24 protein-coding genes are annotated in these 25,865 nt (G+C 73.8%); 20 read left to right on the forward strand and 4 right to left on the reverse strand.

Annotated elements, in window-relative coordinates:
* The first annotated feature begins 39 nt into the window (after positions 1–39).
* Positions 40–2,457 carry a RelA/SpoT family protein gene (locus tag HLA93_RS07120; RefSeq protein WP_222193638.1) on the forward strand — a complete coding sequence of 806 codons (2,418 nt, stop codon included), beginning with the start codon at positions 40–42 and terminating at the stop codon, positions 2,455–2,457.
* A 100-nt stretch (positions 2,458–2,557) separates the two neighbouring features.
* Here the strand turns inward: HLA93_RS07120 and HLA93_RS07125 are convergent, their stop codons facing one another.
* On the reverse strand, positions 2,558–3,361 hold the full coding sequence (locus HLA93_RS07125; protein ID WP_222193639.1) for a peptidylprolyl isomerase: 804 nt from the start codon (positions 3,359–3,361) through the stop codon (positions 2,558–2,560).
* A 153-nt stretch (positions 3,362–3,514) separates the two neighbouring features.
* Between HLA93_RS07125 and HLA93_RS07130 the strand changes: the two genes are divergently transcribed.
* The 4 genes from HLA93_RS07130 to aspS are packed head-to-tail and all read left to right on the forward strand — an operon-like array spanning position 3,515 to position 8,267.
* Positions 3,515–4,198 carry an MBL fold metallo-hydrolase gene (locus HLA93_RS07130; protein ID WP_222193640.1) on the forward strand — a complete coding sequence of 228 codons (684 nt, stop codon included), beginning with the start codon at positions 3,515–3,517 and terminating at the stop codon, positions 4,196–4,198.
* Complete coding sequence (hisS, locus tag HLA93_RS07135) at positions 4,198–5,463, forward strand: histidine--tRNA ligase (protein WP_222193641.1); 1,266 nt, start codon at positions 4,198–4,200, stop codon at positions 5,461–5,463. Before HLA93_RS07130 ends, hisS begins: the two co-directional genes overlap by 1 nt.
* Positions 5,460–6,461, forward strand: coding sequence for an aldo/keto reductase (locus HLA93_RS07140; protein ID WP_222193642.1), 1,002 nt, complete (start codon positions 5,460–5,462; stop codon positions 6,459–6,461). The genes hisS and HLA93_RS07140 overlap by 4 nt, the downstream gene beginning before the upstream one ends.
* A 30-nt stretch (positions 6,462–6,491) precedes the next feature.
* On the forward strand, positions 6,492–8,267 hold the full coding sequence (aspS, locus tag HLA93_RS07145) for an aspartate--tRNA ligase (protein WP_222193643.1): 1,776 nt from the start codon (positions 6,492–6,494) through the stop codon (positions 8,265–8,267).
* A 70-nt stretch (positions 8,268–8,337) separates the two neighbouring features.
* Here the strand turns inward: aspS and HLA93_RS07150 are convergent, their stop codons facing one another.
* Complete coding sequence (locus HLA93_RS07150; RefSeq protein ID WP_222193644.1) at positions 8,338–9,207, reverse strand: hypothetical protein; 870 nt, start codon at positions 9,205–9,207, stop codon at positions 8,338–8,340.
* Between the two features lie 191 nt (positions 9,208–9,398).
* Entirely contained in the window at positions 9,399–10,271 is an 873-nt protein-coding gene (locus HLA93_RS07155; RefSeq protein ID WP_222193645.1) for an aldo/keto reductase, read from the reverse strand.
* Between the two features lie 61 nt (positions 10,272–10,332).
* On the opposite strand from HLA93_RS07155, the gene HLA93_RS07160 reads away from it, so the two are divergent.
* The 15 genes from HLA93_RS07160 to nusB all read left to right on the forward strand — a co-directional run bounded on the left by HLA93_RS07160 (position 10,333) and on the right by nusB (position 24,931).
* Complete coding sequence (locus tag HLA93_RS07160) at positions 10,333–11,667, forward strand: replication-associated recombination protein A (protein ID WP_222193646.1); 1,335 nt, start codon at positions 10,333–10,335, stop codon at positions 11,665–11,667.
* A gap of 116 nt (positions 11,668–11,783) precedes the next feature.
* A complete protein-coding gene (locus HLA93_RS07165) occupies positions 11,784–12,209 on the forward strand; it encodes a DUF948 domain-containing protein (protein WP_222193647.1) in 426 nt (141 codons plus the stop codon).
* Positions 12,209–12,496 (forward strand): hypothetical protein, encoded by a 288-nt coding sequence (locus HLA93_RS07170; RefSeq protein WP_222193648.1) that lies wholly within the window; start codon positions 12,209–12,211, stop codon positions 12,494–12,496. Before HLA93_RS07165 ends, HLA93_RS07170 begins: the two co-directional genes overlap by 1 nt.
* Positions 12,497–12,576: 80 nt before the next feature.
* Complete coding sequence (gene alaS / locus HLA93_RS07175) at positions 12,577–15,246, forward strand: alanine--tRNA ligase (RefSeq protein ID WP_222193649.1); 2,670 nt, start codon at positions 12,577–12,579, stop codon at positions 15,244–15,246.
* Positions 15,247–15,546: 300 nt separating this feature from the next.
* Positions 15,547–16,041: a Holliday junction resolvase RuvX gene (ruvX, locus tag HLA93_RS07180; protein WP_222193650.1), complete on the forward strand. Its 495-nt coding sequence runs from the start codon at positions 15,547–15,549 to the stop codon at positions 16,039–16,041.
* On the forward strand, positions 16,038–18,101 hold the full coding sequence (gene mltG, locus HLA93_RS07185; RefSeq protein WP_308127992.1) for an endolytic transglycosylase MltG: 2,064 nt from the start codon (positions 16,038–16,040) through the stop codon (positions 18,099–18,101). The genes ruvX and mltG overlap by 4 nt, the downstream gene beginning before the upstream one ends.
* 31 nt (positions 18,102–18,132) lie before the next feature.
* Positions 18,133–18,927 carry a shikimate dehydrogenase gene (locus HLA93_RS07190; protein WP_222193651.1) on the forward strand — a complete coding sequence of 265 codons (795 nt, stop codon included), beginning with the start codon at positions 18,133–18,135 and terminating at the stop codon, positions 18,925–18,927.
* 11 nt (positions 18,928–18,938) lie between these two features.
* Positions 18,939–19,589 carry a prepilin peptidase gene (locus HLA93_RS07195; RefSeq protein ID WP_222193652.1) on the forward strand — a complete coding sequence of 217 codons (651 nt, stop codon included), beginning with the start codon at positions 18,939–18,941 and terminating at the stop codon, positions 19,587–19,589.
* A 71-nt stretch (positions 19,590–19,660) separates the two neighbouring features.
* Positions 19,661–20,839 carry a chorismate synthase gene (aroC, locus tag HLA93_RS07200; RefSeq protein WP_222193653.1) on the forward strand — a complete coding sequence of 393 codons (1,179 nt, stop codon included), beginning with the start codon at positions 19,661–19,663 and terminating at the stop codon, positions 20,837–20,839.
* The gene (locus HLA93_RS07205) at positions 20,836–21,366 is read left to right on the forward strand and encodes a shikimate kinase (RefSeq protein WP_222193654.1); all 531 of its coding nucleotides are present in this window, start codon (positions 20,836–20,838) and stop codon (positions 21,364–21,366) included. The genes aroC and HLA93_RS07205 overlap by 4 nt, the downstream gene beginning before the upstream one ends.
* Positions 21,363–22,427 carry a 3-dehydroquinate synthase gene (gene aroB, locus HLA93_RS07210; protein WP_222193655.1) on the forward strand — a complete coding sequence of 355 codons (1,065 nt, stop codon included), beginning with the start codon at positions 21,363–21,365 and terminating at the stop codon, positions 22,425–22,427. Before HLA93_RS07205 ends, aroB begins: the two co-directional genes overlap by 4 nt.
* Complete coding sequence (aroQ, locus tag HLA93_RS07215) at positions 22,424–22,858, forward strand: type II 3-dehydroquinate dehydratase (RefSeq protein WP_222193656.1); 435 nt, start codon at positions 22,424–22,426, stop codon at positions 22,856–22,858. Before aroB ends, aroQ begins: the two co-directional genes overlap by 4 nt.
* Entirely contained in the window at positions 22,855–23,961 is a 1,107-nt protein-coding gene (locus tag HLA93_RS07220; RefSeq protein WP_222193657.1) for a M24 family metallopeptidase, read from the forward strand. The genes aroQ and HLA93_RS07220 overlap by 4 nt, the downstream gene beginning before the upstream one ends.
* Positions 23,962–24,522 carry an elongation factor P gene (gene efp / locus HLA93_RS07225; RefSeq protein ID WP_222193658.1) on the forward strand — a complete coding sequence of 187 codons (561 nt, stop codon included), beginning with the start codon at positions 23,962–23,964 and terminating at the stop codon, positions 24,520–24,522.
* A gap of 4 nt (positions 24,523–24,526) precedes the next feature.
* Positions 24,527–24,931: a transcription antitermination factor NusB gene (gene nusB / locus HLA93_RS07230; protein ID WP_222193659.1), complete on the forward strand. Its 405-nt coding sequence runs from the start codon at positions 24,527–24,529 to the stop codon at positions 24,929–24,931.
* A 228-nt stretch (positions 24,932–25,159) separates the two neighbouring features.
* On the opposite strand, the gene bldD is transcribed toward nusB, so the two are convergent.
* A complete protein-coding gene (bldD, locus tag HLA93_RS07235) occupies positions 25,160–25,705 on the reverse strand; it encodes a transcriptional regulator BldD (protein WP_222193660.1) in 546 nt (181 codons plus the stop codon).
* Positions 25,706–25,865: the final 160 nt, after the last annotated feature.

Below are 25,865 nucleotides of genomic sequence, written 5' to 3' on the forward strand. Positions count from 1 at the left end.
GGGGAGGGTCATCCACTCCTCAACAGTGCAGGAGCTCCCGTGGCCTCTGACGTCGTCGCACCGCAGACGTCCGGCGCGCCCCCCGTCGAGGAGGAGCCGCCGCGGGTGACGCTGCCCCAGCGGCCTGCCGTCCGTCGTCCAGACGACGTCGCACCGGAGCCCGGCGGGGAGCACGACGCCGCCCCGCGCCGCCGGGTACGCGACCGGCTGGCCCGCCGGATCGTGGCCGGCCAGCGCTCCACCGGCATCCGGCCGGTGCTCGAACCGCTGGCGGCGCTGCACCGGCAGAGCCACCCCAAGGCCGACCTGCTGCTGCTCCAGCGCGCCTACGACGTGGCCGAGGCGGCCCACTCCGCGCAGAAGCGCAAGAGCGGTGACCCCTACATCACCCACCCGCTGGCGGTGGCCACCGTACTGGCCGGGCTGGGCATGGACACCACCACACTGGTCGCCGCGCTGCTGCACGACACCGTCGAGGACACCGGCACGACACTGGAGTCGATCACCGCCGACTTCGGCCCGGAGGTCGCCCACCTGGTCGACGGCGTCACCAAGATCGACAAGGTCAAGTTCGGGGACGGCGCGCAGGCCGAGACGATCCGCAAGATGATCGTCGCGATGTCCCGCGACCCCCGGGTGCTGGTCATCAAGCTGGCCGACCGGCTGCACAACATGCGCACGCTGCGCTTCCTCCCGCCGGAGAAGCAGGAGAAGAAGGCCCGCGAGACGCTGGAGATCCTCGCCCCGCTGGCCCACCGGCTGGGCATGAACACGATCAAGTGGGAACTCGAGGACCTCGCGTTCGCCACGCTCTACCCCAAGCGGTACGACGAGATCGTGCGGCTGGTCGCCGAGCGGGCGCCGTCCCGGGACACCTACCTGTCCGAGGTCACCTCGGCGGTCACCGACCAGCTCAAGGCCGCCAAGATCGAGGCGACGGTCACCGGCCGGCCCAAGCACTACTACTCGATCTACCAGAAGATGATCGTCCGCGGGCGCGACTTCACCGACATCTGGGACCTGGTCGGCATCCGGATCCTGGTCGAGTCGGTACGTGACGTGTACGCCGCACTCGGCATCATGCACGCGCACTGGCAGCCGGTGCCCGGCCGCTTCAAGGACTTCGTGGCGATGCCGAAGTTCAACATGTACCAGTCGCTGCACACCACGGTGATCGGCCCGCAGGGCAAGCCCGTCGAGCTGCAGATCCGCACCCACGAGATGCACCGCACCGCGGAGTACGGGATCGCGGCGCACTGGAAGTACAAGGAGAAGGCGAAGGCCGCCGCGAAGGCCGGTGGCGGCAAGGCCGAGCTAGTGCCGGCCCCGGGCGCGCCCGGCGACGACATGCTGTGGCTGCGCCAGCTGCTGGACTGGCAGCGCGAGGCGCAGGAGCCCGGTGAGTTCCTGGAGACGCTGCGCTACGACCTCGGTCCGCAGGAGGTCTTCGTCTTCACGCCCAAGGGCGACGTGATCAGCCTGCCCGGCGAGTCGACCCCGGTCGACTTCGCCTACGCGGTGCACACCGAGGTCGGCCACCGCTGCATCGGCGCCCGGGTCAACGGCAACCTGGTCTCCCTGGACAGCAAGCTGTCCAACGGTGACGTGGTGGAGGTCTTCACCTCCCGGTCGCCCACGGCCGCGCCGTCCAAGGACTGGCTGTCCTTCGTCGGCAGCTCCCGCGCCCGCACCAAGATCCGGCAGTGGTTCACCAAGGAGCGCCGCGAGGACGCCGTCGAGGCGGGCAAGGACGCGCTGACCAAGGCGATGCGCAAGGCCGGGCTGCCGCTGCAGCGGCTGCTGGGCGGTGACCAGCTGGCCACTCTCGCCGCCGACCTGCACTACCCCGACGTCAGCGCGCTGTACGCCGCGGTGGGGGAGAACCAGGTCTCCGCGCACTCCCTGGTGGAGAAGCTGATCACCGCTCTCGGCGGCTCCGAGGGCGCGACCGAGGACATCGCCGAGACGGCGATCCCGACCAAGCGCACCGTCGCCCGCACCGCCAGCGGTGACCCGGGCGTCGTCGTCCACGGCATGACCGACGTGTGGGCCAAGCTCGCCAAGTGCTGCACCCCGGTGCCCGGTGACGACATCCTCGGGTTCGTCACCCGCGGCGGCGGCGTCAGCGTGCACCGCACCGACTGCACCAACGCAGCCGACCTGCAGCGCAAGCCCGAGCGGCTGGTCGAGGTCGACTGGGCCTCCCAGCCAGGTGCCGTGTTCCTGGTCGCCATCCAGGTGGAGGCGCTGGACCGGCACCGGCTGCTGTCGGACGTCACCAAGGCCCTCGCCGACGAGCGGGTCAACATCCTGTCCGCGTCGGTGCAGACCAGCCGCGACCGGGTGGCGATCAGCCGGTTCACCTTCGAGCTGGCCGATCCGGCGCACCTGGGCGCGGTGCTGCAGACCGTCCGCAACGTCGACGGCGTCTTCGACGTGGAGCGCGTCACCGCCTGAGGGAGGGCCCCGCTGCCCTCACGGGCGCTGTCGCGGGGCCGAGACGCCGACGGCCCGGCCCCCAGGTGGGGTCCGGGCCGCCGGCGGCTGGATCAGCGGGTCACTGGGCGACGGTGACCGACTCGATGGTCACCGGCTGCGCGGGGGCCCCGTCGGTGGCGCCGTCCGCGATGCCGGCGGCGGCGATGGCGTCCAGGGTCGCCAGGCCGGCCTCGTCGATGGTGCCGACGACGGTGTAGTCCGGCTGGAGCTGGCTGTCGGCGTAGACCAGGAAGAACTGGCTGGCGTCGGTGCCCTGCCCGGCGTTGGCCATCGCCAGCGTGCCGCGCGGGTAGGTCTCCGAGCCGGTCACCTGGGTCGGGAAGTCGTAGGTCGGGCCGCCGGTGCCGGTGCCGCTGGGGTCACCGCACTGCAGCACGCTCAGCCCGCCGCTGGTCAGCCGGTGGCAGGGCGTGCCGTCGAAGAACCCCTGCTGGGCCAGGTACACCATGCTCGCGGAGGCGCAGGGGGCGTTCTCCTGGTCCAGGGTCAGCCCGATGTCACCGGCGGAGGTGGTCATCGTGACGTTCGCCGTGCCGGTGGTCGGCACCTCGGCCGGCGGGACGCCGACGTCGGTGAGGGTGTCGCTGCCGGAGGTGTCCGGGACGAAGTCGCACGTGCCGTCACTGCCGTCGACGACGCCGGCCGCGGTGGACTCACCGGCGGCGGTGGCGTTGCCGGCGTTGTCCTCGTCGTTCCCGAGGCCGGTGATGACGAAGACGGCGCCGATCACGGCGAGGACGGCGACCACGGTCACCCCCACCAGCAGGTTCCGCTTGCGCTTGCGGGCGAGCTCCTCGCGCCGCTCGAGCTGGCGCTGCAGACGTCGCTGGGCCGCCTCGCGGCGCTGCTTGTTGGTCGGCACTCTTCTCGGGCTCCTCGGCTTGCTGCGCTGTCTCACGGGCGGCCGCCGTCCGGTCACGCATCCGTGGATGTCGAGTGCGCAGTGTAGGTGGGGTGGCTGTCCACTCCCTGGCAGCGCGGCCAGCTCGCCGGGACGCCCGCGTAACCTGCACGGGTGCTCATCCGCTCCTTCCCAGCCGGTGCCTTCGGCACCAACTGCTACGCCGTCGCGTCCGGCGCCGGGCAGGAGTGCGTCGTGGTCGACCCGGGGATGGACGCCGTGGAGCCGCTGGCCGCGATGCTGGCCGCGGACGGGCTGAAGCCGGTCGCGGTCGTGCTCACCCACGGCCACCTGGACCACACCTTCTCCGTGCTCCCGGTCTGCGAGGGCTACGACATCCCGGCCTACCTGCACCCCGAGGACACCGGCATGCTGTCGGACCCGGCGCGCTGGCACGGCCCGCAGCTCGCCCCCCTGATCACCGGCGTGCGGCTGCCCGACCCTGCCGACGTCCTGCCGCTGGCCGACGGGACGACGATCTCGCTGGCCGGCGTCGACCTGACCGTGCGGCACGCGCCGGGGCACACCCGTGGCTCGGTGGTCTTCTCCCTCGACCTCGGGGAGGCCCCCGGGCTGCTCGCCGGTGACGTGCTGTTCGCCGGCTCGGTGGGCCGGGTCGACCTGCCCGGCGGTTCCTGGGACGACATGCTCGGGTCGCTGCGGGACGTCGTCCTGCCACTGGACGACAAGACCGTCGTGCTGCCCGGGCACGGGCCGGCCACCACGATCGGGCGCGAGCGCGCCACCAACCCGTACCTCGCCGAAGCCGCGAGTGCGCCGAAGGGACGAGGACTCTGATGACCGAGCCCATGCGGGCTCCCAAGGGCACGTTCGACACGCTGCCCCCCGAGTCGGCCCAGTTCCTGGCCGTCCGGGACACCCTGACCGCGCCGCTGCGCCGGGCGGGCTACGGATACATCGAGACGCCGACGTTCGAGGACACCGCCGTCTTCTCCCGCGGGGTGGGGGAGTCCACCGACGTCGTGTCCAAGGAGATGTACACGTTCACCGACCGCGGTGGCCGGTCGCTGACGCTGCGGCCGGAGCTCACCGCCGGGCTGATGCGGTCGTTCATCGAGCACCGGCTGTACTCCGGCGCCCTGCCGGTGAAGCTGTGGGCGGTCGGCTCGGCCTTCCGCTACGAGCGCCCGCAGGCCGGCCGGTACCGGCACTTCACCCAGGTCGACTGCGAGGCGCTCGGCGTCGACGACCCGGCACTGGACGCGGAGGTGGTGGCGCTGGCGGTGCAGGGGTTCCGTGACCTGGGGCTGCGCGACTTCGAGCTGCAGCTGACCTCGCTGGGTGACGCCACCTGCCGCCCGCAGTACCGCGAGCTGCTCGTCTCCTACCTGGCCGAGCTGGACCTGGACGAGGAGACCCGGCGCCGGGCGGAGATCAACCCGCTGCGGGTGCTGGACGACAAGCGCCCCGAGGTGCAGGCCCAGCTGGCCGACGCCCCGCTGATGGTCGACCACCTCTCCGACTCCACCAAGGCGCACTACGACGCGGTCCGCCAGCACCTGACCGACCTCGGTGTGGCGTGGACCGAGGCGCCGCGGCTGGTGCGCGGGCTGGACTACTACACGAAGACCACCTTCGAGTTCGTCCACTCCGGCCTGGGCGCCCAGTCGGCGATCGGTGGCGGCGGGCGCTACGACGGGCTGTCCGCGGCCCTCGGCGGCCCGGACCTGTCCGGCATCGGCTACGCCGTGGGCGTCGACCGCACGCTGCTGGCGGTGCAGGCCGAGGGGCTGGACGTCGCCGCCACGGCCGGCGTGCAGGCGTTCGTCGTCCCGCTGGGGGCCGAGGCCAAGCGGCTCGCGGTGAAGCTGGTCGGCCAGCTGCGCGAGGCCGGCATCTCCGCCGACACCGTCTACGGCGACCGCGGGCTCAAGGGCGCGATGAAGGCCGCCGACCGGTCGGGGGCCACGCACGCCGTCGTCGTCGGCGACCGGGACATCGCCGAGGGTGTCGCGCAGCTGCGTGACCTGCGCACCGCCGAGCAGGTCGCCGTCCCCCTGGGTGAGCTGTTCGACCGCGTGCGTGCGACGGTGGGCGCATGACCTCATCGACTCCGCTGGAGACCCGCCCGCTCGGCCGCACCGGGGCCGACGTCTCCGTCGTCGGCCTGGGCACCTGGCAGCTGGGCGGCGACTGGGGCGACGTCACCGAGGACGACGCCGCCGCCGTCCTCGACGCCGCGCTGGACGCCGGGGTCACCCTGCTCGACACCGCCGACGTCTACGGCGACGGCCGCTCCGAGGAGCGCATCCGCAAGGCGCTGGCCGCCCGCGGCGAGCGCCCCTTCGTCGCAACCAAGGCCGGCCGCCGCGCCGACCCGTTCACCGCCGAGCAGTACACGCCGGAGAACCTGCGCGCCTGGATCGACCGGTCGCGGCGCAACCTCGGCGTGGACACCCTGGACCTGGTGCAGCTGCACTGCCCGCCGCCGGCCGTCTACTCCGACGACCGGGTCTACGAGACCCTCGACGCCCTGGTCGAGGAGCAGGCGATCGCCGCCTACGGCGTCTCGGTCGAGACCGTCGCCGAGGGCCTGACCGCGCTGCAGCACCCGGGTGTGCAGTCGATCCAGGTGATCCTCAACGTGTTCCGGCGCAAGCCGCTGGAGGAGCTGCTGCCCGCCGCCGTGCGCGCCGAGGTCGGCATCCTCGCCCGCGTCCCGCTGGCCAGCGGCCTGCTGTCGGGCAAGTACTCGACCGACACCACCTTCCCGGCCGACGACCACCGGAACTTCAACCGCAACGGCGAGGCCTTCGACGTCGGCGAGACCTTCGCCGGCGTGCCGTTCGAGGTCGGCGTCGCCGCCGCCCGCGAGGTCGCCGAGATCGCCGGCCCGGACGTCACGACGGCCGCCTTCGCGCTGCGCTGGGTCATCGACCAGCCCGGCGTCACCACCGTCATCCCCGGCGCGCGCAACGTCCAGCAGGCGCTGGGCAACGTGGCCGCCGCCTCGCTCCCGTCCCTCACCGCCAGCCAGCTCGCCGACCTCGAGCGCGTGTACGACGAGCGCATCCGCGCCCACGTGCACGACCGCTGGTGACCCGTCCCCCCTTCTCGAAAGAGGCCTGAAGTGCTCCGCACCCACGACGCCGGCACGCTCCGCGCGACCGACGCCGGTTCCACGGTCACCCTCGCCGGCTGGGTCGCCCGCCGGCGCGACCACGGCGGGGTCGTCTTCCTCGACCTGCGCGACGCCTCCGGCTACGCCCAGGTCGTCGTCCGCGAGGAGGAGGCGCACGCGCTGCGCAACGAGTACTGCGTGCTCGTCACCGGCGACGTCCAGCGCCGCCCTTCGGGCAACGAGAACCCCGAGCTGCCCACCGGTGAGATCGAGGTCGTCGCCAGCGAGCTGCGGGTGCTGTCGGCCGCCGCTCCGCTGCCGTTCCCGATCGAGACCGCCCAGGCCGCCGGGGACGACGTCCGCTACCGGTACCGCTACCTCGACCTGCGCCGCCAGGGGCCGGCCGCGGCGCTGCGGCTGCGCAGCGAGGTCAACCGGATCGCCCGCGGCGTCATGGCCGGGCACGGCTTCACCGAGGTGGAGACCCCGTCGCTGACCCGCTCCACCCCCGAGGGCGCCCGCGACTTCGTCGTCCCGGTGCGGCTGCAGCCCGGCCACTGGTACGCGCTGCCGCAGTCGCCGCAGCTGTTCAAGCAGCTGCTGATGGTCGGTGGGCTCGAGCGGTACTACCAGATCGCCCGCTGCTTCCGGGACGAGGACTTCCGCGCCGACCGGCAGCCGGAGTTCACCCAGCTGGACTTCGAGATGAGCTTCGTCGAGCGGGACGACGTGCTGGCCGTCGCCGAGGACGTCATCCGGGCGCTGTGGCGGGAGCTGGCGTCCTACGACGTCCCGGAGATCCCGCGGATGACCTACCGCGAGGCGATGGACCGGTTCGGGTCCGACAAGCCCGACCTGCGCTTCGGGGTCGAGCTCACCGAGCTGACCGACTACTTCGCCGACACCCCGTTCCGGGTGTTCCAGGCGCCTTACGTCGGCGCGATCGTGATGCCCGGCGGTGGCTCGCAGCCGCGGCGGGCGTTCGACGCGTGGCAGGACTGGGCGCGGTCCCGTGGGGCCAAGGGCCTGGCCTACGTCACGATCGCCGAGGACGGCACGCTCGGCGGGCCGGTGTCGAAGAACATCTCCGAGACCGAGCGTGCAGGCCTCGTCGAGGCCGCCGGCGCGAAGCCCGGCGACTGCGTCTTCTTCGCCGCCGGCCAGCGCCGCTCCTCGCAGGAGCTGCTGGGCGCCGCGCGCAACGAGGTGGCCAAGCGGCTCGAGCTCATCGAGCCGGGCTCCTGGTCGTTCCTGTTCGTCGTCGACTTCCCGATGTTCGAGGAGACCGAGGACGGCGACTGGACCTTCATGCACCACCCCTTCACCTCGCCCACCCCGGAGTGGCGGGAGCGGTTCGCCGAGGACAAGGACGCCGCGCTGTCGGACGCCTACGACCTGGTGTGCAACGGCAACGAGCTGATGAGCGGGTCGGTCCGCATCGCCGACGCGCAGCTGCAGGAGCGGGTGTTCCAGACCCTGGGCATGACCCAGGAGGAGGCCCGGGCCCAGTTCGGCTGGTTCCTGGAGGCCTTCGACTACGGCCCGCCGCCGCACGCCGGCGCCGCGATCGGCTGGGACCGGCTCACCGCCCTGCTGGCCGGGGTGGACTCGATCCGGGAGGTCATCGCGTTCCCGAAGACCGGCGCCGGCTACGACCCGCTCACCGGCGCTCCCACGCCGATCACCCCCGCCCAGCGCAAGGAAGCTGGGATCGACGTCGACCCGCAGGCCGAGCCGGCCCCCGGCCAGCCCGGTGCCCCCGGCCCGACGGACCCCACGAAGTAGTCCCCTCTTGCAGTTGATCATCGGCGAGTGGTCGCTCGCACCAGCGAGTCGAGCAGCCACTCGCCGATGATCAACGCGCTGACGGACGCCAGCCGCGGCTGAGGAGCGCCCGGCGGGTTCGGTCGACGACGACTTCTGGCCGGGGCAGGTGCGGCCGGGCGAAGCGGAGCACCAACCAGCCGTCGGCGGCCATCAGCGAGTAGCGGTCGACGTCGCGGCCGAACTGTTCGGCGTCCGCGTGCTGCCGGCCCTCGTACTCCAGCAGCAGCTTCCACTCGCGGTACCCCAGGTCGCCGTGCGCCACCACGCGGCCCCATCGATCCGCCACCGGTACTTGGGGCTCCGGGTCGGGCAGGTCGCTGGCGAGCAGCCAGTACCGCAGCACGCTCTCCGGGCGGGACTGGGCCAGCGGCGTCAGCAGCGGTGCGCAGGCACGGGCCCGCACCACGCCACGCACCCGGTCGGCACGGCTGAGTCGAGCCAGGAGTCCGGCTGCGTCAAGGTGGCCGGCGCGCAGCAGGGCGTCTCCGACGGCGACCAGTTCCTGGGGTGGGAGGACGGCGGCCACGTCGAGGAACGTCTGCGCGCCCGAGGTGACCCGCAGCCCCTGGTGCAGGACGACGTCCTCGGTCACGAGGCGCCGACCGTGCACCACCAGGCCGGCGTGCTGGGGTAGCACCCGGCGCGGGGTCATCGCGACGTGGGGACGGGACGGCATCGCGATCGGCGCACCCAGGAGCGCAGCGGCCGTCTGGTGGCTGAACGCGGCGTCCGGCGGCAGCACGGTGGCCAGGAGCCCGAGCCGCTCGCGTTCGTCGATCGCGTCGTCGAGGTGCGCCACCACCCCGTGCGCCAGCCGCACGTAGGACTGCCCACGCATCACCGACCGGGTGAGCCCCGCCGAGCGTGCAGCGGCTGTAGTGAAGACCTGCGGTGCCATGCGCAGCACCCTCTGACCTGTCCCGCCTCGGTGGCGCCGGCCCAGCCGATCTGTGGACCCACCGCCCAACTGTGGATGACGCCGTCCCCGTGGCTGCCCCGTTGATCATCGGCGACCGACCGACCGACTGACACGCCGAGTGCCGCAGCCAGACGCCGATGATCAACCGGACCTCAACATGAGGTCGAGGGTCAGGCGGCGTTGAGGCGGGTGAGGTGGTCGGCGGTCAGGTGGAGGTCGGCTGCTGCCGCGGAGTCGGTGATGGACTCCGGGCGAGAGGCGCCGGGGATCGGGATCACCTCGTCGGCCTGGGCCAGGTGCCAGGCCAGGGTCACCTGGTAGACCGAGACGTTGAGCTCGTCGGCGACGGCGGCGAACTCCGCGGCGGTGGAGCCCAGCTCCTTGGCCGCCGACACGCCGCCGAACGGACTCCACGGCAGGAACGCCAGACCGGTGGCCGCGCAGTGCGCCAGCTCGCCGGCCGAGGAGCGCCAGCCGGGGGAGAACTGGTTCTGCACGCTGACCAGCGCGTCACCGACGATCGCCCGGGCGGCGTCGATCTGCCCGACGTCGGCGTTGGAGATGCCGGCCATCCGCACCAGCCCGTCGTCCACCAGCGACCGCAGCGCGCCCATCGACTCCTCCCACGGCGTCGCCGGGTCGGGGCGGTGGAACTGGTAGAGCCCGATCGCCTCCACGCCCAGCCGGCGCAGCGAGTCCTCGCAGGCCCGGCGGAGGTAGTCCGGCGAACCGTCCAGCTCCCACTCGGCGCCGCGGCGGGTGTGCCCACCCTTGGTGGCGACCAGCACGTCGTCCGGGGAGCCGGCCGAGTGGAGCGCCCGGGCGACGAGCTCCTCGTTGTGGCCGAACTCCGACTCGTCGCGCGCGTAGGCGTCCGCGGTGTCGATCAGGGTCACCCCGGCGTCCAGCGCCGCGTGCACCACCGCCTCGGCCTCGGCCGGCGTCGGCCGGGGGTCCTTGGTCGACAGCGGCATGGCGCCCAGTCCGACCGCGCCCACCGGAACGGTGCCGACGCTGCTGTTGCCGATCGTGCGCTGCTGCATGGGGTCTCCTGGAGGTCGAGGGTGGCCGGACCCGTCGTGCCCCGCGGGTAGCTTCGCAACCGTGACGTCGTTGTTCGACCCCGCTCCCCAGGAGGGCCCGCCGCCGGTCGACCCCGGGGCGCCGCTGGCCGTCCGCATGCGGCCGCGGTCGCTGGACGAGGTGGTGGGCCAGCAGCACCTGCTGGGCGCGCGTGCCCCGCTGCGCCGGCTGGTGGAGGCCGACGAGCCGATGTCCCTGGTGCTGTACGGCCCACCCGGCACCGGGAAGACGACGCTGGCGCACGTCATCTCGCTGGCCACCCAGCGCTCCTTCGTGCAGCTGTCGGCGCTGGACTCCGGGGTCAAGGAGGTGCGCGCGGTCATCGCGAACGCCAAGCGGGAGCTGACCCATGCCGGCCGCCGCACCGTGCTGTTCATCGACGAGGTGCACCGCTTCTCCAAGACCCAGCAGGACTCGCTGCTGTCCGCGGTCGAGGACCGGATCGTCAGCCTGATCGCCGCGACCACGGAGAACCCGTTCTTCTCCGTGGTCAGCCCGCTGCTGTCCCGCAGCCTGGTGCTCGCGTTGCAGTCACTGGACGACGAGGACGTGCGCACCGTGCTGCGCCGGGCGCTGACCAGCGAGCGCGGGCTGGACGGCGCGGTGACGCTGACCGCCGAGGCCGAGGAGCACCTGCTGCGGGTGGCCGGCGGCGACGCCCGCAAGGCGCTCACCGCCCTGGAGAGCGGGGCGGGGGCGGCCCGGGCCGCCGGTTCCGAGGTGCTGGACCTGGCCACCCTGGAGACAGCGGTCGCCCAGGCCGCGGTGCGCTACGACCGCTCCGGTGACCAGCACTACGACATCGCCAGCGCGCTGATCAAGAGCATCCGCGGCAGTGACGTCGACGCCGCGCTGCACTACCTGGCCCGGATGGTGGAGGCGGGGGAGGACCCCCGGTTCATCGCCCGCCGGCTGGTCATCTCGGCCAGCGAGGACATCGGCATGGCCGACCCGACCGCACTGCTCACCGCGGTCGCCGCCGCCGACGCGGTCGCCTTCATCGGCATGCCCGAGGGCCACTTCCCGCTGGCGCACGCCGTCGTCCACCTGGCCACCGCACCGAAGTCCAACGCGATCACCACCGCGATGGGGGAGTCGGTCGCCGACGTCCGAGCCGGGCTCGCCGGGCCCGTGCCGGCCGGGCTCCGGGACGCGCACTACGCCGGTGCCAAGAAGCTCGGGCACGGGAAGACCTACGTCTACCCGCACGCCCACCCCGACGGCGTCGTCCCGCAGCAGTACCCGCCCGACGCCCTGGTGGGCAAGGACTACTACCGGCCGACGGGGCGTGGGGTGGAGGCCCAGATCGGTGCCCGACTGGCCAAGCTCCGGGCCATCGTCCGCCGCCGCGGCTGAGCTCCCGCGGCCGCCGCCCCGAACGGCGGCGCTCGGTGTCGGTGTCGGCGGTTAGGGTTGCTCGACCGGTGGGCTGCCACCGGCGACGTGCACGAGACGACGAAGGGGACCCTCGAGTGTCTGCAGGAGAGTGGGCCGGGCTGATCGCAGCCGGTGCCTTGGTGCTGCTGGTGGTCCTGGTGGCGGTGCCGCTGCTCAAGCTCGGACGCACCCTGGACGAGACGACGCTGACCATCCGCCAGGTCCGGGAGCAGAGCCAGCCGATCCTGAGCCAGGCGTCGACGACGGTCACCCACGTCAACGCCAACCTCGAGCGGGTCGACGACATCACCGGCAACGCCGCGAACGTCTCGAGCAACGTCGCCGCGCTGACCAGCGTCTTCGCCGCGACCCTGGGCAGCCCGCTGATCAAGGTGGCCGCGTTCAGCTACGGCGTGCGCAGCGCAGCCCGCAAGAAGCGCGAGGGGCAGGCCGTCGCCGACGCCGCCGCCCGTGACAAGGCCGAGCGGCGGGCCCGCCGCGGCGCCGGGCGGGCCGCCTGATGCGCCGGCTGTTCTGGCTGACCATGGGCATCACCATCGGTGTGCTCGTCGTCCGCAAGCTGTCCCAGACCGCGGAGAAGCTGACCCCGCAGAGCCTGGCCGGCAACCTCGCCGACGGGCTGCGCGAGCTGGCCGAGGCGATCGGCGACTTCGGCGCCGACGTCCGCGCCGCCGCCGCGGTCCGGGAGGACGAGCTGCGGGCGGGCACCGGGCTCGACGCACCGCTGCCCGACAACTCGCAGGTCGCGCTGCCGACCCGCCGCGGCGCCCACGCCGCGGACAGCTGAGCCATCCCCTCCGGGCGCCGCTGAGCCCTCCTCCGGGCACCGCTGAGCCCACCCCGCGCTGAAGGACCGAGACCACCCGCATGCAGACCGCCGAGATCCGCCGCCGTTTCCTGGAGCACTTCGAGAAGCGCGGGCACACCGTCGTCCCCAGCGCCTCTCTGGTGTCGCCGGACCCCTCGCTGCTGTTCACCGTCGCCGGGATGGTGCCGTTCATCCCGTACCTGACCGGTCGCGAGCCCGCGCCCTACCCGCGGGCCACCAGCGTGCAGAAGTGCGTCCGCACCCTCGACATCGAGGAGGTGGGCAAGACCACCCGCCACGGCACGTTCTTCCAGATGAACGGCAACTTCTCCTTCGGCGACTACTTCAAGGCCGAGGCCATCCAGTTCGCCTGGGACCTGGTGACCGGGAAGGTCTCCGACGGCGGCCTGGGGCTGGACCCCGAGCGGATCTGGCCGACCGTCTACCTGGACGACGACGAGGCGTTCGACGCCTGGCGGGCCTACGTCCCGGCCGAGCGCATCCAGCGCCGCGGCAAGGACGACAACTACTGGTCCACCGGTGCGGCCGGCCCGGCCGGGCCCTGCTCGGAGATCCACTACGACCGCGGGCCGGCGTACGGCCCCGGCGGCGGTCCGGAGGCCGATCCCACCGGCGACCGGTATCTGGAGATCTGGAACCTGGTCTTCATGCAGTACGAGCGGGGCCCGGGGGAGGGCAAGGAGTTCCCCATCCTCGGTGACCTGCCGAAGAAGAACATCGACACCGGCATGGGCCTGGAGCGGGTGGCCTTCCTGCTCCAGGGCGTCGACAACATGTACGAGATCGACGAGGTCGCCCCGGTGCTGCGCCGGGCCGCGGAGCTCGCCGGGGTGCGCTACGGCGCCGACCACGAGACCGACGTCCGGCTGCGGGTCGTCGCCGACCACGTGCGCAGCGGGCTGATGTTGATCAGCGACGGCGTCACCCCCGGCAACGAGGGCCGCGGCTACATCCTGCGCCGGCTGCTGCGCCGCGCCGTCCGGTCGATGAAGCTGCTCGGGGTCGACGAGGCCACGCTGCCGGAGCTGCTGCCGGTCTCCCGTGACGCCATGAGCGCCAGCTACCCCGAGGTGGCCGCCGACTTCGCCCGGATCTCCGGCATCGCCTACGCGGAGGAGGAGGCGTTCCGGCGCACCCTCACCGCCGGGACGGCGCTGTTCGACACCGCGGTGGGCCAGGCGAAGGCGGCCGGTACGCCCGCGCTCTCGGGTGAGCAGGCGTTCTCGCTGCACGACACCTACGGCTTCCCGATCGACGTGACCCTGGAGATGGCCGCCGAGCAGGGCGTGTCCGTCGACGAGGCGGGCTTCCGGGCCCTGATGAAGGAGCAGCGCGACCGCGCCCGCGCCGACGCCCGCGCCAAGCGCACCGGTGCGGTCGACGTGCTGGCCTACCGCCGGCTGCTGTCGGAGTTCGGCCCCACCGACTGGCGGGCCTACGACACGCTGCACACCCAGTCGCGGGTGCTCGGCGTCGTCGACGAGGAGGACACCGACGGCGAGCCGGTCGTCGGCCCGGGCAGCATCACCCGGGTCGTCCTGGACCGCACGCCGTTCTACGCCGAGTCCGGCGGCCAGGTCGCCGACGCCGGCGAGCTGACCTGGGACGGCGGCCGCGCCGAGGTCATCGACGTCCAGCGCCCGGTGAAGGGCCTGGTCGCGCACCAGGTCCGGGTGCTCGAGGGCGAGCTGCGCGCGGGCACCGAGCTGACCGCGCAGGTCGATCGCGAATGGCGGCTGTCGGCCTGCCAGGCGCACTCGGGCACGCACGTGCTGCACGCCGCGCTCCGGCAGGTGCTCGGCCCGCAGGCCCTGCAGTCGGGCTCCTACAACCGCCCCGGCTACCTGCGGCTGGACTTCGCCTGGCAGGGGGCGCTCACCGCCCAGCAGCGGATCGACGTCGAGGACGTCGCCAACGCCGCCGTCCGTGCCGACCACGGGGTCCGGGCGCTGTACATGACGCTGCCCGAGGCCCGGGAGTTCGGTGCGCTGGCGCTGTTCGGCGAGACCTACGGCGAGCAGGTCCGGGTCGTCGAGATCGGCGGCGAGTGGTCCCGCGAGCTCTGCGGTGGCACCCACGTCCGGGGCAGCGCGCAGATCGGCACCCTGGCACTGACCGGCGAGAGTTCGGTCGGCTCCGGCGCGCGACGGGTCGAGGCCGCCGTCGGTCTGGAGGGCTTCCGGTACCTGGCCCGCGAACGCGACCTGGTCCGTCAGCTCGCCGACCTGCTCAAGACCCCGCAGGACGGGCTGGCCGACCGGGTCAGCGGCATGATCGCCCGGTTGCGGGACGCCGACAAGGAGCTGGCCGACCTGCGCGCCCAGCAGGCGGTGGCCGCCGCCGGCGACCTGGCGGCCGGTGCCCGCGAGGTGGGCGGGGTCGCGGTGGTCACCGGGGCCCCGTCCGGGCTCTCCGGCGGCGACCTGCGCAGCCTGGCGCTGGACGTGCGCGGACGGCTGGGCGAGCGCCCGGCAGCGGTGGTGCTCGCCTCCGCCGCGGACGGGAAGGTGGCGCTGATCGCCGCGGTCAACCCGGCGGCGCAGCAGCGCGGGCTGTCGGCCAACGACCTGCTCCGGGCGGCCGCGCCCGCGGTCGGCGGCCGGGGCGGCGGCAAGCCGGACGTGGCCCAGGGTGGTGGCACCGACCCGGACGGCATCCCCGCCGCGCTGGCCGCGGCCGAGCAGGCCGTCGGCGCGGCCGGCGCATGACCGACGCGTCCTCCGGTCCCGGCACCGGCCCGGTGGGTCGGCGGGCGGCCCGGCCGCCCGTGCCACCCGCCGGCCGCGCGCCGGGCCGGGCCGTTGACGGAGAGCAGCCGACCGAGCGCGTGCCGTTCCCCCTCCCCGCGCCGGCCCCGGTCGGCGAGCCCGCCGGGGCGCCGGCTGCGCCGGGTCCGCCGGAGACTGGGGCCCTGGACCTGGGCGGTTACCCGCCCCGCGTGCCCGGAGGCGCAGCACGCCGACCGGTGCGTCCGGAGCCGGCCCCGGACGAGGAGGCGAGCCGCGTCGATGACGAGTGACCCCGCCGCGGGTGCCGCGACGCAGGGCTGGACCCCGGGCCGACGACTCGGGGTCGACGTCGGCACCGTGCGGGTCGGGGTCGCGCTCTCCGACGCAACCGGGACCCTCGCCAGTCCGCTGGTGACGCTGCGCCGGGCCAAGGACCAGAGCGACCTGGACCGTCTCGCTGAGCTGGTTGTGACAGAAGAGGTGGTGGAGGTGGTTGTGGGGTTGCCAACGCATCTGTCCGGTGCGTCGGGCGCCTCGGCAAGAGATGCCAGTGCATACGCTCGGGCCCTGGCCAGTCGCATCGGGGACGTCCCGGTGCACCTCGTCGACGAGAGGCTCTCCACCGTGACCGCTACCAGTCATCTGCGCGCAGGCGGCATCGATGCCCGCCGGCAGCGTGCGGTGATCGACCAGGCGGCTGCAGTGGTCATCCTGCAGAGTCACCTCGACGGGCGATCGCGCACTGGCACTGACTCGAGGGGGCGCCACTCGTGACGGACCCGACCCAGCCGCGCCAGCGCGGCCGCCACGCACAGCCCGACGCCGACGGCGCGGGCCGTTCCGCCAGCGAGATGCTGGCCGCCTGGTCCAGCTCCGCGGTGGCCACCGACACCCCGGCCGACGCCACCCTGCGGCCGCGGCGCGGACGTCGGTCCGCCCCGGACACCGACGCCACCGGCGTCCGTGTCCTCGCCCGTCCCGCCGTGGACGTCGCCGACGTCGGCATCACCGGACTGGAGGCCACCGGCATCGCCAACGTCGGGCTGGCCGCCGCCGGTCTGGACGTGAGCGCGTTCGGCATCGACCGGCCGAACCACGGTGCTGCCTCGACCGGCCGAGGGCGCGTCGGCGACGCCCGTGGCGCCTCGCCCCGCGGGCCCGGCGCACCTGCCGACCGTCCGTGGGCCCCGCCGCCGGCCGCGGCGCCCGCCACCGCGGAGATGCCCGCCGCGCCGCCGGCCGTCCCGCTCCTCACCGGCGACGACCGCGGCCGCGCCGACCGACGGCTCGTGCCCCCGCCCCGTCCGGCCGTCGAGCCCACCATCGCCGACCGGGTCGTCGCCGACCGGTTCGCCGACACCGACACCGACCCGGGCTGGCTGTCCGCGCCCCAGCGCGCCGTGTCCGATCCGGCTCCGCAGGCAGCCGCGAGCAGCTCGCTGGCCGCGCTGTTCACCGACGCCCCGAACACCACCGCGCGCGACCGGGACGACGAGCCGGCCACCGAGGTGCACGACGCGGCCCAGCCGTACGGCGAGCACCCCGAGGACCGGTACGCCGACGACCGGCACCACGAGGACCCGCACCAGGACGACCCGTACCACGTCGACCCGCGCCACCACGACCCGCAGCACGACGGGATCGGGCCGGCCACGGGTGCCGGGGTCTTCGACCAGACCGGTGGCCTCGAGGTCATCGGTGACCACCCCGACGACCACTACGACGACGGGGGGCACGGCGGCGGCTCGGGCGGTGGCCGTGGACGAGGCGGTGGGCGACGGTCCGGTGGTGGTCGCAAGCGCCGCGGCCCGATCACCGTCGCCATCTCCCTGCTCGTACTGCTCGGCATCATCGGCGGGCTGGCCTTCGGCGGGCTCTACCTGTGGCGCACCATCAACCCGGTGGCCGAGGACTACACCGGGACCGGCACCGGCAGCGTGCAGATCCGGGTCAACGACGGCGACTCGCTGCGCGCGATCGGCAACACGCTGGTCGAGGCCGACGTGATCGCCTCGGTGGAGCCGTTCGCCGACGCGGCGGCGGCGAACCCCGCTGCCACCGGCATCCAGCCGGGTGTCTACGCGCTGCGGTCGCAGATGTCCGGCCAGTCCGCGCTGGACCTGCTGCTGGACCCGGCCTCGCGGATGGTCACCAAGGTGACGATCCCCGAGGGCAGGACGGTCGACCAGACGCTCCAGCTGCTGGCCGACAAGGGCGGTCTGCCGCTCGAGGAGCTGCAGGCCGCGGCCGCCGATCCCGCTGCGCTGGGGCTCCCGGCCTACGCCAACGGCCTGCTGGAGGGCTTCCTCTTCCCGGCCACCTACGACGTCGAGCCGGGCCAGACGGCGGTCGACGTGCTCAGCCGGATGGTCGCCCGCACCGACCAGGTGCTGACCGACCTGCAGATCCCGGTGGAGAACCGGCTCAGCGTGCTCACCGAGGCCAGCCTCGTGCAGGCCGAGGCCGGCTCGGTCGAGGACATGGGCAAGGTCGCCACGGTGCTCAACAACCGGCTGGCCGACGGCATGCTGCTGCAGCTGGACACCACGGTGAACTACGCCAACGACAAGGGCGGCATCACCACCACGGCCGAGGACCGCGCCAACCCCTCGCCGTACAACACCTACGTCCACCCGGGGCTGCCGCCGGGCGCCATCAACAACCCCGGCGAGGACGCGCTGCGCGCGGTGCAGAACCCCACCCCGGGCGACTGGCGCTTCTTCGTGGTCGTCGACCCCGACACCGGGGAGACGCGCTTCGCCGCCACCGGTGCCGAGCACCAGCAGAACGTGCTGCTGTTCCAGCAGTGGCTGCGGGACAACCCGGGGAACTGACATCACGACCGCAACCGGGTCACCGGCCGGCATGAGGGCAGCCGTCCTCGGCCGGCCGGTGGCGCACTCGCTGTCCCCGCTGCTGCACCGGGCGGCGTACACCGCCCTGGGCCTCACCGACTGGAGCTACGACGCACTGGACGTCGGCGCCGAGGACCTCCCGGTGCTGCTCGCCGGCCTGGGCCCGGAGTGGCGCGGCTTCTCGGTGACCATGCCGAACAAGCACGCCGCTGCGGCGGTCGCCGACGTCGTCGAGCCCCTCCCGCGACTGCTCCGCGCCGCCAACACCCTCATCCGCACGGACGAGGGTGGCTGGCGCGCGGAGAACACCGACGTGGCCGGCGTGGGCACCGCGCTGCAGGCCGGCGGCGTCGACCAGCTCGAGCACGCGGCGGTGCTCGGCGCTGGGGGGACGGCGGCGGCAGCGGCCGTCGCCCTCGCCTCGCTCGGCGCGCGCCAGGTCGACCTCGTGGTCCGCGAGCCGGCGCGCGCGGCCGACGTGGTGCGGGTGCTGGAGACGCTCGGCGTGGCCGTCGACGTCCAGCCTCTGGAGGCCGGTGGCCGGGTCGCGGCGCCGGTCGTGGTGAGCACGGTGCCCGCCGAGGGGCAGCGCGCGGTCGCCGAGCTGGACTGGCGGGCCGGGCAGCTCGTGCTCGACGTGCTCTACGCCGGTTGGCCGACCCCACTGGCCCGCCGCGTCGAGGAGGCGGGCGGTGACTCGATCAGCGGGCTCGAGGTCCTGTTCTGGCAGGCCACCGCCCAGGTCGAGCTGATGACCGGGCAGCCCGCCCCGATCGCCGCCATGCGCGCCGCGCTGGACGCCTGACGCCCGAGTCGGTGACCGGCCTGCTCATCGCCGTCGGCGCTGCCGTGGGTCTGCTGCTGGGCCCCTGGCTGGCCGCGGTCACGGTGCGGCTGGCCGACCGTGACCCGGCGGCCCGGCCCTCGGCCGCCCGGGTGGCCGTCACCGCGGTGCTGGCCGGGGGCGCGCTGGCCGCCGCCCCGGCACTGACCGGAGTCCGGCCGGCCGTGCTGGCGTTCGCCTGGTTGGGGGCGGCGGCCGTCGTCCTGGCCGGGGTGGACCTGGCCGTGCACCGGCTGCCCGACCGGGTCACCGGTCCGGCGGCCGGTGGTTGCGCCCTGGCCCTGCTGGGCGACGCCTTCGTCCTGGACAGCTGGGGAGCCCTGCTGCGCGCGCTCGCCGCGGCGGCCGCCGCGTACCTCCTGGGCACCGCCGCCCGGCTGGTCCAGCCCTCCGGCCTCGGCGGTGGGGACGTGAAGCTGGTGGCGCTGCTCGGGTTGGTGCTCGGCTGGGTCGGCTGGGGGGTGCTGCTGGCCGGGGTGTTCGCCGGCCTGCTGATCGGCGCCCTCGGCTCGCTGCTGCTGATCGCTCTGGGCCGGGCGGGCTGGCGCACCGCGATCGCCTTCGGCCCGCCCCTGCTCGTCGGCGGCTACGTCGCGCTGCTGCTGGCTGCGCCGCTCGCCTGACGCCCGGCCAGATCCGGGCCCGACCCGAGCGCGCGGGGAGTCCGGCAGCGGGGGCTCCTAGAATCCCCGGCATGTTGCGTTGGCTGACCGCAGGCGAGTCGCACGGTCAGCAGCTGACCGCTCTGCTGGAGGGGCTGCCCGCCGGGGTGCGGGTGCAGACCACCGACATCGACGCCCAGCTCACCCGTCGCCGGCTGGGCCACGGCCGCAGCGCGCGGATGAGCTTCGAGGAGGACGTGGTCACCCTCACCGGCGGCGTCCGGCACGGGGTGACCCAGGGCGGTCCGATCGCCGTCCAGATCGGCAACACCGAGTGGCCGAAGTGGCAGAGCGTCATGTCCGCCGACCCGGTGGACCCGGAGGTGCTGGAGGGCCAGGCGCGCAACGCCCCGCTCACCCGGCCCCGGCCCGGGCACGCCGACCTGGCCGGCATGCAGAAGTACGGCTTCGACGACGTCCGCCCGGTGCTGGAGCGCGCCAGCGCCCGGGAGACCGCGGCGCGGGTCGCGCTGGGCACGGTCGCGCAGGCCTTCCTGCACCAGGTGCTCGGTGTGCGGGTGGTCAGCCACGTGGTGGGCATCGGGCCGGTGACCGTGCCCGACGGTGTGCTGCCAGGTCCGGAGGACAACCCGCGGCTGGACGAGGACCCGGTGCGTTGCGCCGACCCGGCCACCAGCGAGCGGATGGTCGCCGAGATCGACGATGCCCGGAAGTCCGGCGACACCCTGGGCGGGGTGATCGAGGTCGTCGTCCACGGACTCCCGCCGGGCCTGGGCAGCCACGTGCACTGGGACCGGCGGCTGGACTCCCGGCTGGCCGGCGCGCTGATGGGCGTGCAGTCGGTGAAGGCGGTGGAGGTCGGGGACGGGCTGGAGACCGCCCGCCGGCGCGGCTCGGTCGCCCACGACGAGATCGACGTCGACGGGGACCGGCTTTCCCGGCGCACCGACCGGGCCGGCGGCATCGAGGGCGGCATGACCAACGGCGAGGCGCTGCGGGTCCGGGCCGCGATGAAGCCGATCAGCACCGTGCCCCGCGCGCTGGCCACCATCGACACCGCCACGGGCGAGGCCGCGGTCGCGATCAACCAGCGCAGCGACGCCTGCGCGGTGCCCCGCGGCAGCGTGGTGATGGAGGCGATGGTCGCCCTGGTGCTGGCCGACGCGGTGCTGGAGAAGTTCGGCGGCGACTCGGTCGCGGAGACCCGGCGGAACGTGCAGGGCTACCTCGACGCGCTCACCTACCGGTGAGCGGACCCGCCCTGGTCGTCGTCGGGCCGCCCGCGGCCGGCAAGACGACGGTCGGCACGGCGGTGGCCGCGGCGCTGGGCGTGGCCTTCCGGGACACCGACGCCGACGTCGAGGCGCAGGCCGGGACGACGGTGGCCGACCTGTTCGTCCAGCACGGCGAGCCGCACTTCCGGGCGCTGGAGGAGCAGGCGGTCGCCCGCGCGCTCGCCGAGCACGGCGGCGTGCTGGCCCTCGGTGGTGGCGCGGTGACCAGCGCGGCCACCCGCGAGCTGCTGGTCGCCCACGGACGGGCCGGCGGGGCAGTCGTCTGGCTGGACGTCGATGTGTCGTCGGCGGCCAGGCGGGTGGGCCTGTCCCGGGACCGGCCGCTGCTGGCGGTCAACCCACGCGCCATGCTGCGCACCATGCTGGAGGCCCGCGCGCCGCTCTACGCCGAGGTGGCGACGCTGACCGTCGCGACCGGCGGCCGGTCCGTCGACGAGGTGGTGGCCGACGTGCTGGCCGCCGTGGGACAGGAGGCCCCGTGAACCCCGACGTCCACCGGATCACCGTCGCCGGGGACCGCCCCTACGACGTGCTGATCGGCCCGGGCGTGCAGTCCCGGCTCGGGCTGGTGCTCGACGGCATCGCCCGCGCGGCGGTCGTGCACAGCCGCTCGCTGGCCGCCGCCGCCGGTGCCGCGGTCGAGACGCTGCAGCAGGCCGGGATCGCCGCCGAGGCGGTGGTCGTCCCCGACGGCGAGGCGGCCAAGACCGCCGAGGTCGCCGCCGGCGCCTGGGAGGAGTTCGGCCGGCTGGGCCTCACCCGGTCCGACGCGGTCGTCGGCGTGGGCGGGGGAGCGGTCACCGACCTGGCCGGCTTCCTCGCCGCGACCTGGACCCGCGGCATCCGTGTCGTGCAGGTGCCGACCAGCCTGCTGGCCATGGTCGACGCCGCCGTCGGCGGCAAGACCGGCATCAACACCGCTGCGGGCAAGAACCTGGTCGGGGCCTTCCACCCGCCGGCCGCGGTGCTCGCCGACACCGACGCGCTGGCCGGGCTGCCGGAGGCGGAGCTCCGCGCCGGCCTGGCCGAGGTGGTCAAGTGCGGCTTCATCGCCGACGGCCGCATCCTGGAGCTGCTGGGCACCGACCCGACCGGCCGGCGGGACACCGCCGAGCTGATCGCCCGCGCCGTGCAGGTCAAGGCCGACGCGGTGGGGGAGGACCTCTACGACACCGGCCGCCGGGAGTTCCTCAACTACGGGCACACCCTGGGGCACGCCATCGAGCGGGTCGAGGACTTCGGCTGGCGGCACGGGGAGGCCGTCGCGGTCGGGCTGGTGTTCGCCGCCGAGCTCGCCGCCCAGGCCGGCCGGCTGTCCCGTGCCGACGCCGACCGGCACCGTGAGCTGATCTCCGCGATGGGCCTGCCCACCACCTACCGCGGCGACTGGGAGCAGCTGCAGGCGGTGATGCGGCTGGACAAGAAGGCCCGCGGCGCCTCGCTGCGCTTCGTCGTCCTCGACGGGCTCGGCGCCCCGACGATCCTGACCGACCCCGACCAGGCCTGGCTCGACGCCGCCTGGGCAGCTGTGGAGGAAGCATGACGATCCAGGTGCTCAACGGCGCCAACCTCGGCCGGCTCGGCACCCGCGAGCCGGAGGTGTACGGCTCGACCACGCACGCCGAGCTGGTCGAGCTGATCGGCGCTGCCGCCACCGAGCTGGGGCTGGACGTCGTCGTCCGGCAGACCGACTCCGAGGCGGAGCTGCTCGGCTGGGTGCACGACGCGACCGACGCCGGGGACGCGGTGGTGATCAACCCCGGCGGCTGGTCGCACACCTCGGTGGTGCTGCGCGACGCGCTGGCCGCGGTCACCGCGCCGGTGGTCGAGGTGCACATCACCAACGTGCACGCCCGCGAGGGCTTCCGGCACCACTCCTACGTCTCCGCCGTCGCCGACGGCACGATCGTCGGGCTCGGGGTGACCGGCTACGAGCTGGCGCTGCGCTACCTGGCCGGGAAGGGCGTGCGATGAGCCGGGACACCTCGCGCGAGGCGGCCCGCCGCGAGCGGCTGCGCCAGACCGCGGCGGCCAACGGGCTGGACGCCGTCCTGGTCACCAACCTGCTCAACGTGCGGTACCTGACCGGGTTCACCGGCTCCAACGGGGCGCTGCTGCTGCGCACCGACGGCCGTGACCTGTTCGGCACCGACGGCCGGTACACCACCCAGGCGGCGAGTCAGGTGCCCGACGTGGAGGTGCTGGTCGACCGCGGCACCATGCCGGCGCTGGCCCGGGCCGCGCTGGCCGGTGGGGCGACCCGGCTGGGCTTCGAGTCCCACGTCGTCACCGTCGACGAGCTGCGCGGCCTGGAGCGGCTGATCGGCGAGGCCGGCTCCGCGGTCGAGCTGGTCAGCGTCCGGCGGACGGTGGAGACGCTGCGCGCGATCAAGGACGACGGCGAGGTCGAGGCGCTGCGCCGGGCCTGCGCGGTCGCCGACCAGGCGCTGGCCGAGCTGGCCGCCGAGGGCGCGTTGCGGCCGGGGCGCACCGAGCTGCAGGTGGGCCGCGAGCTCGACGCCCGGATGCTGGCGCTGGGCGCGGAGGCGCCCAGCTTCGAGACGATCGTGGCCGCCGGCGCGAACTCGGCGATCCCGCACCACCGGCCCGACGGCACCGAGCTGCGCGAGGGCAACTTCCTCAAGCTCGACTTCGGCGCCACCGTCGACGGCTACCACTCCGACATGACCCGCACGCTGGTGCTCGGGCACGCCGCGGACTGGCAGCGGGAGGTGTACCAGCTGGTCGCGGAGTCCCAGGCCGCCGGCCGGGCGGCCCTCGCGGTCGGCGCGGACGTCACCGCGGTGGACGCCGCCTCTCGTGACGTCATCGCCGCCGCCGGCCACGGTGAGCACTTCACCCACGGGCTCGGGCACGGGGTGGGGCTGGAGATCCACGAGGCTCCGGCCATCTCGGCACTGGGCGCAGGTACCCTGGCCGCTGGCATGGCCGTCACCGTGGAGCCCGGGGTGTACCTGCCCGGCCACGGCGGTGTCCGGATCGAGGACACCTTGGTCGTCACGGACGACGAGCCCGAGTTGTTGACCCTCACGAGCAAGGAACTGCTGGTCCTCTAGATGGCTACCACCAACGACCTCAAGAACGGCATCGTCCTCAACCTCGACGGTCAGCTCTGGACCGTCACCGACTTCCAGCACGTGAAGCCGGGCAAGGGCGGGGCGTTCGTCCGTACCACCCTGAAGAACGTGCTCTCGGGCAAGGTCGTCGACCGCACCTTCAACGCCGGCACCAAGGTGGAGACGGCGACGGTCGACAAGCGCTCGATGACCTACCTGTACAAGGAGGGCACCGACTTCGTCTTCATGGACGGCGACACCTTCGAGCAGATCTACGTGCCGGAGGTGACCGTCGGCGGCGGCGCGGACTACCTGCTGGACAACACCGAGGTCATCGTGGCGGTGCACGACGGCACCCCGCTGTACGTCGAGCTCCCGGTCACCATGGAGCTCGTGGTGTCCCACACCGACCCGGGCCTGCAGGGCGACCGCTCCACCGGCGGCACCAAGCCGGCCACGCTGGAGACCGGCGCGGAGATCCAGGTCCCGCTGTTCATCACCACCGGCGAGAAGCTGAAGGTCGACACCCGCGACGGTCGCTACCTCGGCCGGGTCAGCTGACCTCGTGGCAGCCCGTTCCAAGGCACGCAAGCGCGCGGTCGACGTCCTGTACGAGGCCGACCTGCGGGGCGACGACCCGCTGGCCCTGCTCCGCGAGCGGGTCGCCGACGGCAACCCGCCGGTGCCCGAGCACGCCGTCCGGCTGGTCGAGGGGGCCGTGGAGCAGCAGCCCCGGATCGACGAGCTGATCGAGCAGCACGCCTCGGGCTGGTCGCTGGACCGGTTGCCCGACGTGGACCGCGCCATCCTGCGGATGGCGGTCTACGAGCTGCTGTGGGTCGACGACGTGCCCGACGCGGTGGTCATCGACGAGGCGGTGGAGCTGGCCAAGGCGCTGTCCACCGACGACTCACCGGCCTACGTCAACGGCGTCCTCGGCGGCATCGTGCGGGCCGAGATCCCCACCTGAGGCCCCAGCGACACCGACGGGCCCGCTCCGGACCTCGGAGTGGGCCCGTCGTCCTCAGGCCGACTGAGCAGTTGCTGCTGTCGACACGCGACGCCACCCGACCCACCGAGATCTGCGATCTCGGGGACCTCGGCCGGTAGGACGCCACGAGATCGCAGATCTCGCGCGCGCCGATACGCACAGAGGCCCCGCCCGCTCACCGGGTGGGGCCTCTGTGCGTCGGTCGGGTCAGCGGGGGGAGCGCCGCCGGTCGCCGCCCCAGGACGGCTCGTCGTCGTCCTCGGTGGCGTAGCCGACGCCGTCTGCGCCGGGGGAGAGCACGCCCCACTCGATGAGCCGGGTGGTCAGCTCGTCGGGGCTCATGTCGTAGATGATCGCCAGCGACTTGAGGTCCTCGGCGCGGATGGACAGCACCTTGCCGTTGTAGTCGTGGCGCTGCGCCTGGATGGTGGAGGCGTAGCGGGCCAGCGGGCCGGCCTCGTCGGCGGGCAGCGAGCCCAGCGACTCCAGGTTCAGCACGATCTTGGTGCTCTTGGTGACCGCGGAGCTGGGCCGCGGGTCGGGCAGCAGCTCGGAGACCGGGACGCCGTAGAAGACAGCCAGCTCGGACAGTCGCTGGACGGTGACCGCGCGGTCGCCGCGCTCGTAGGAGCCGACGACGACGGCCTTCCACCGTCCGTGGGACTTGTCCTCCACGCCCTGCAACGACAGCCCTTGCTGGTTGCGGATGGCCCGCAGGCGGGCGCCCAGCGCCCTGGAGTAGTCGGTGCTCATGACCTCTGCTCACTGACTGTCGTCGTAATGGGACCGTGCTCGTCACGCAGAGTACTTGGCTTCCCTGGGCGGCGACAGTCAGGAGCCCCGTTCGGGTCAGATCTCCTCCCGCGGGCGGACCGGCGGGCGCGACGTGGGTCACCTCGGCGGGTGCAGTACC

This window comes from Modestobacter italicus (genome assembly GCF_019799965.1).
GTDB classification, from domain to species: domain Bacteria; phylum Actinomycetota; class Actinomycetes; order Mycobacteriales; family Geodermatophilaceae; genus Modestobacter; species Modestobacter italicus_A.

Excerpts from the sequence above, each read along its gene's own strand:
- hisS (WP_222193641.1), top strand. The coding sequence starts at position 4,198 with ATGACCGAGCCCATGCGGGCTCCCAAGGGCACGTTCGACACGCTGCCC.
- HLA93_RS07140 (WP_222193642.1), top strand. The coding sequence starts at position 5,460 with ATGACCTCATCGACTCCGCTGGAGACCCGCCCGCTCGGCCGCACCGGG.
- HLA93_RS07150 (WP_222193644.1), bottom strand. The coding sequence starts at position 9,207 with ATGGCACCGCAGGTCTTCACTACAGCCGCTGCACGCTCGGCGGGGCTC.
- HLA93_RS07155 (WP_222193645.1), bottom strand. The coding sequence starts at position 10,271 with ATGCAGCAGCGCACGATCGGCAACAGCAGCGTCGGCACCGTTCCGGTG.
- HLA93_RS07170 (WP_222193648.1), top strand. The coding sequence starts at position 12,209 with ATGCGCCGGCTGTTCTGGCTGACCATGGGCATCACCATCGGTGTGCTC.
- alaS (WP_222193649.1), top strand. The coding sequence starts at position 12,577 with ATGCAGACCGCCGAGATCCGCCGCCGTTTCCTGGAGCACTTCGAGAAG.
- ruvX (WP_222193650.1), top strand. The coding sequence starts at position 15,547 with ATGACGAGTGACCCCGCCGCGGGTGCCGCGACGCAGGGCTGGACCCCG.
- HLA93_RS07190 (WP_222193651.1), top strand. The coding sequence starts at position 18,133 with ATGAGGGCAGCCGTCCTCGGCCGGCCGGTGGCGCACTCGCTGTCCCCG.
- aroC (WP_222193653.1), top strand. The coding sequence starts at position 19,661 with ATGTTGCGTTGGCTGACCGCAGGCGAGTCGCACGGTCAGCAGCTGACC.
- aroQ (WP_222193656.1), top strand. The coding sequence starts at position 22,424 with ATGACGATCCAGGTGCTCAACGGCGCCAACCTCGGCCGGCTCGGCACC.
- HLA93_RS07220 (WP_222193657.1), top strand. The coding sequence starts at position 22,855 with ATGAGCCGGGACACCTCGCGCGAGGCGGCCCGCCGCGAGCGGCTGCGC.
- efp (WP_222193658.1), top strand. The coding sequence starts at position 23,962 with ATGGCTACCACCAACGACCTCAAGAACGGCATCGTCCTCAACCTCGAC.
- bldD (WP_222193660.1), bottom strand. The coding sequence starts at position 25,705 with ATGAGCACCGACTACTCCAGGGCGCTGGGCGCCCGCCTGCGGGCCATC.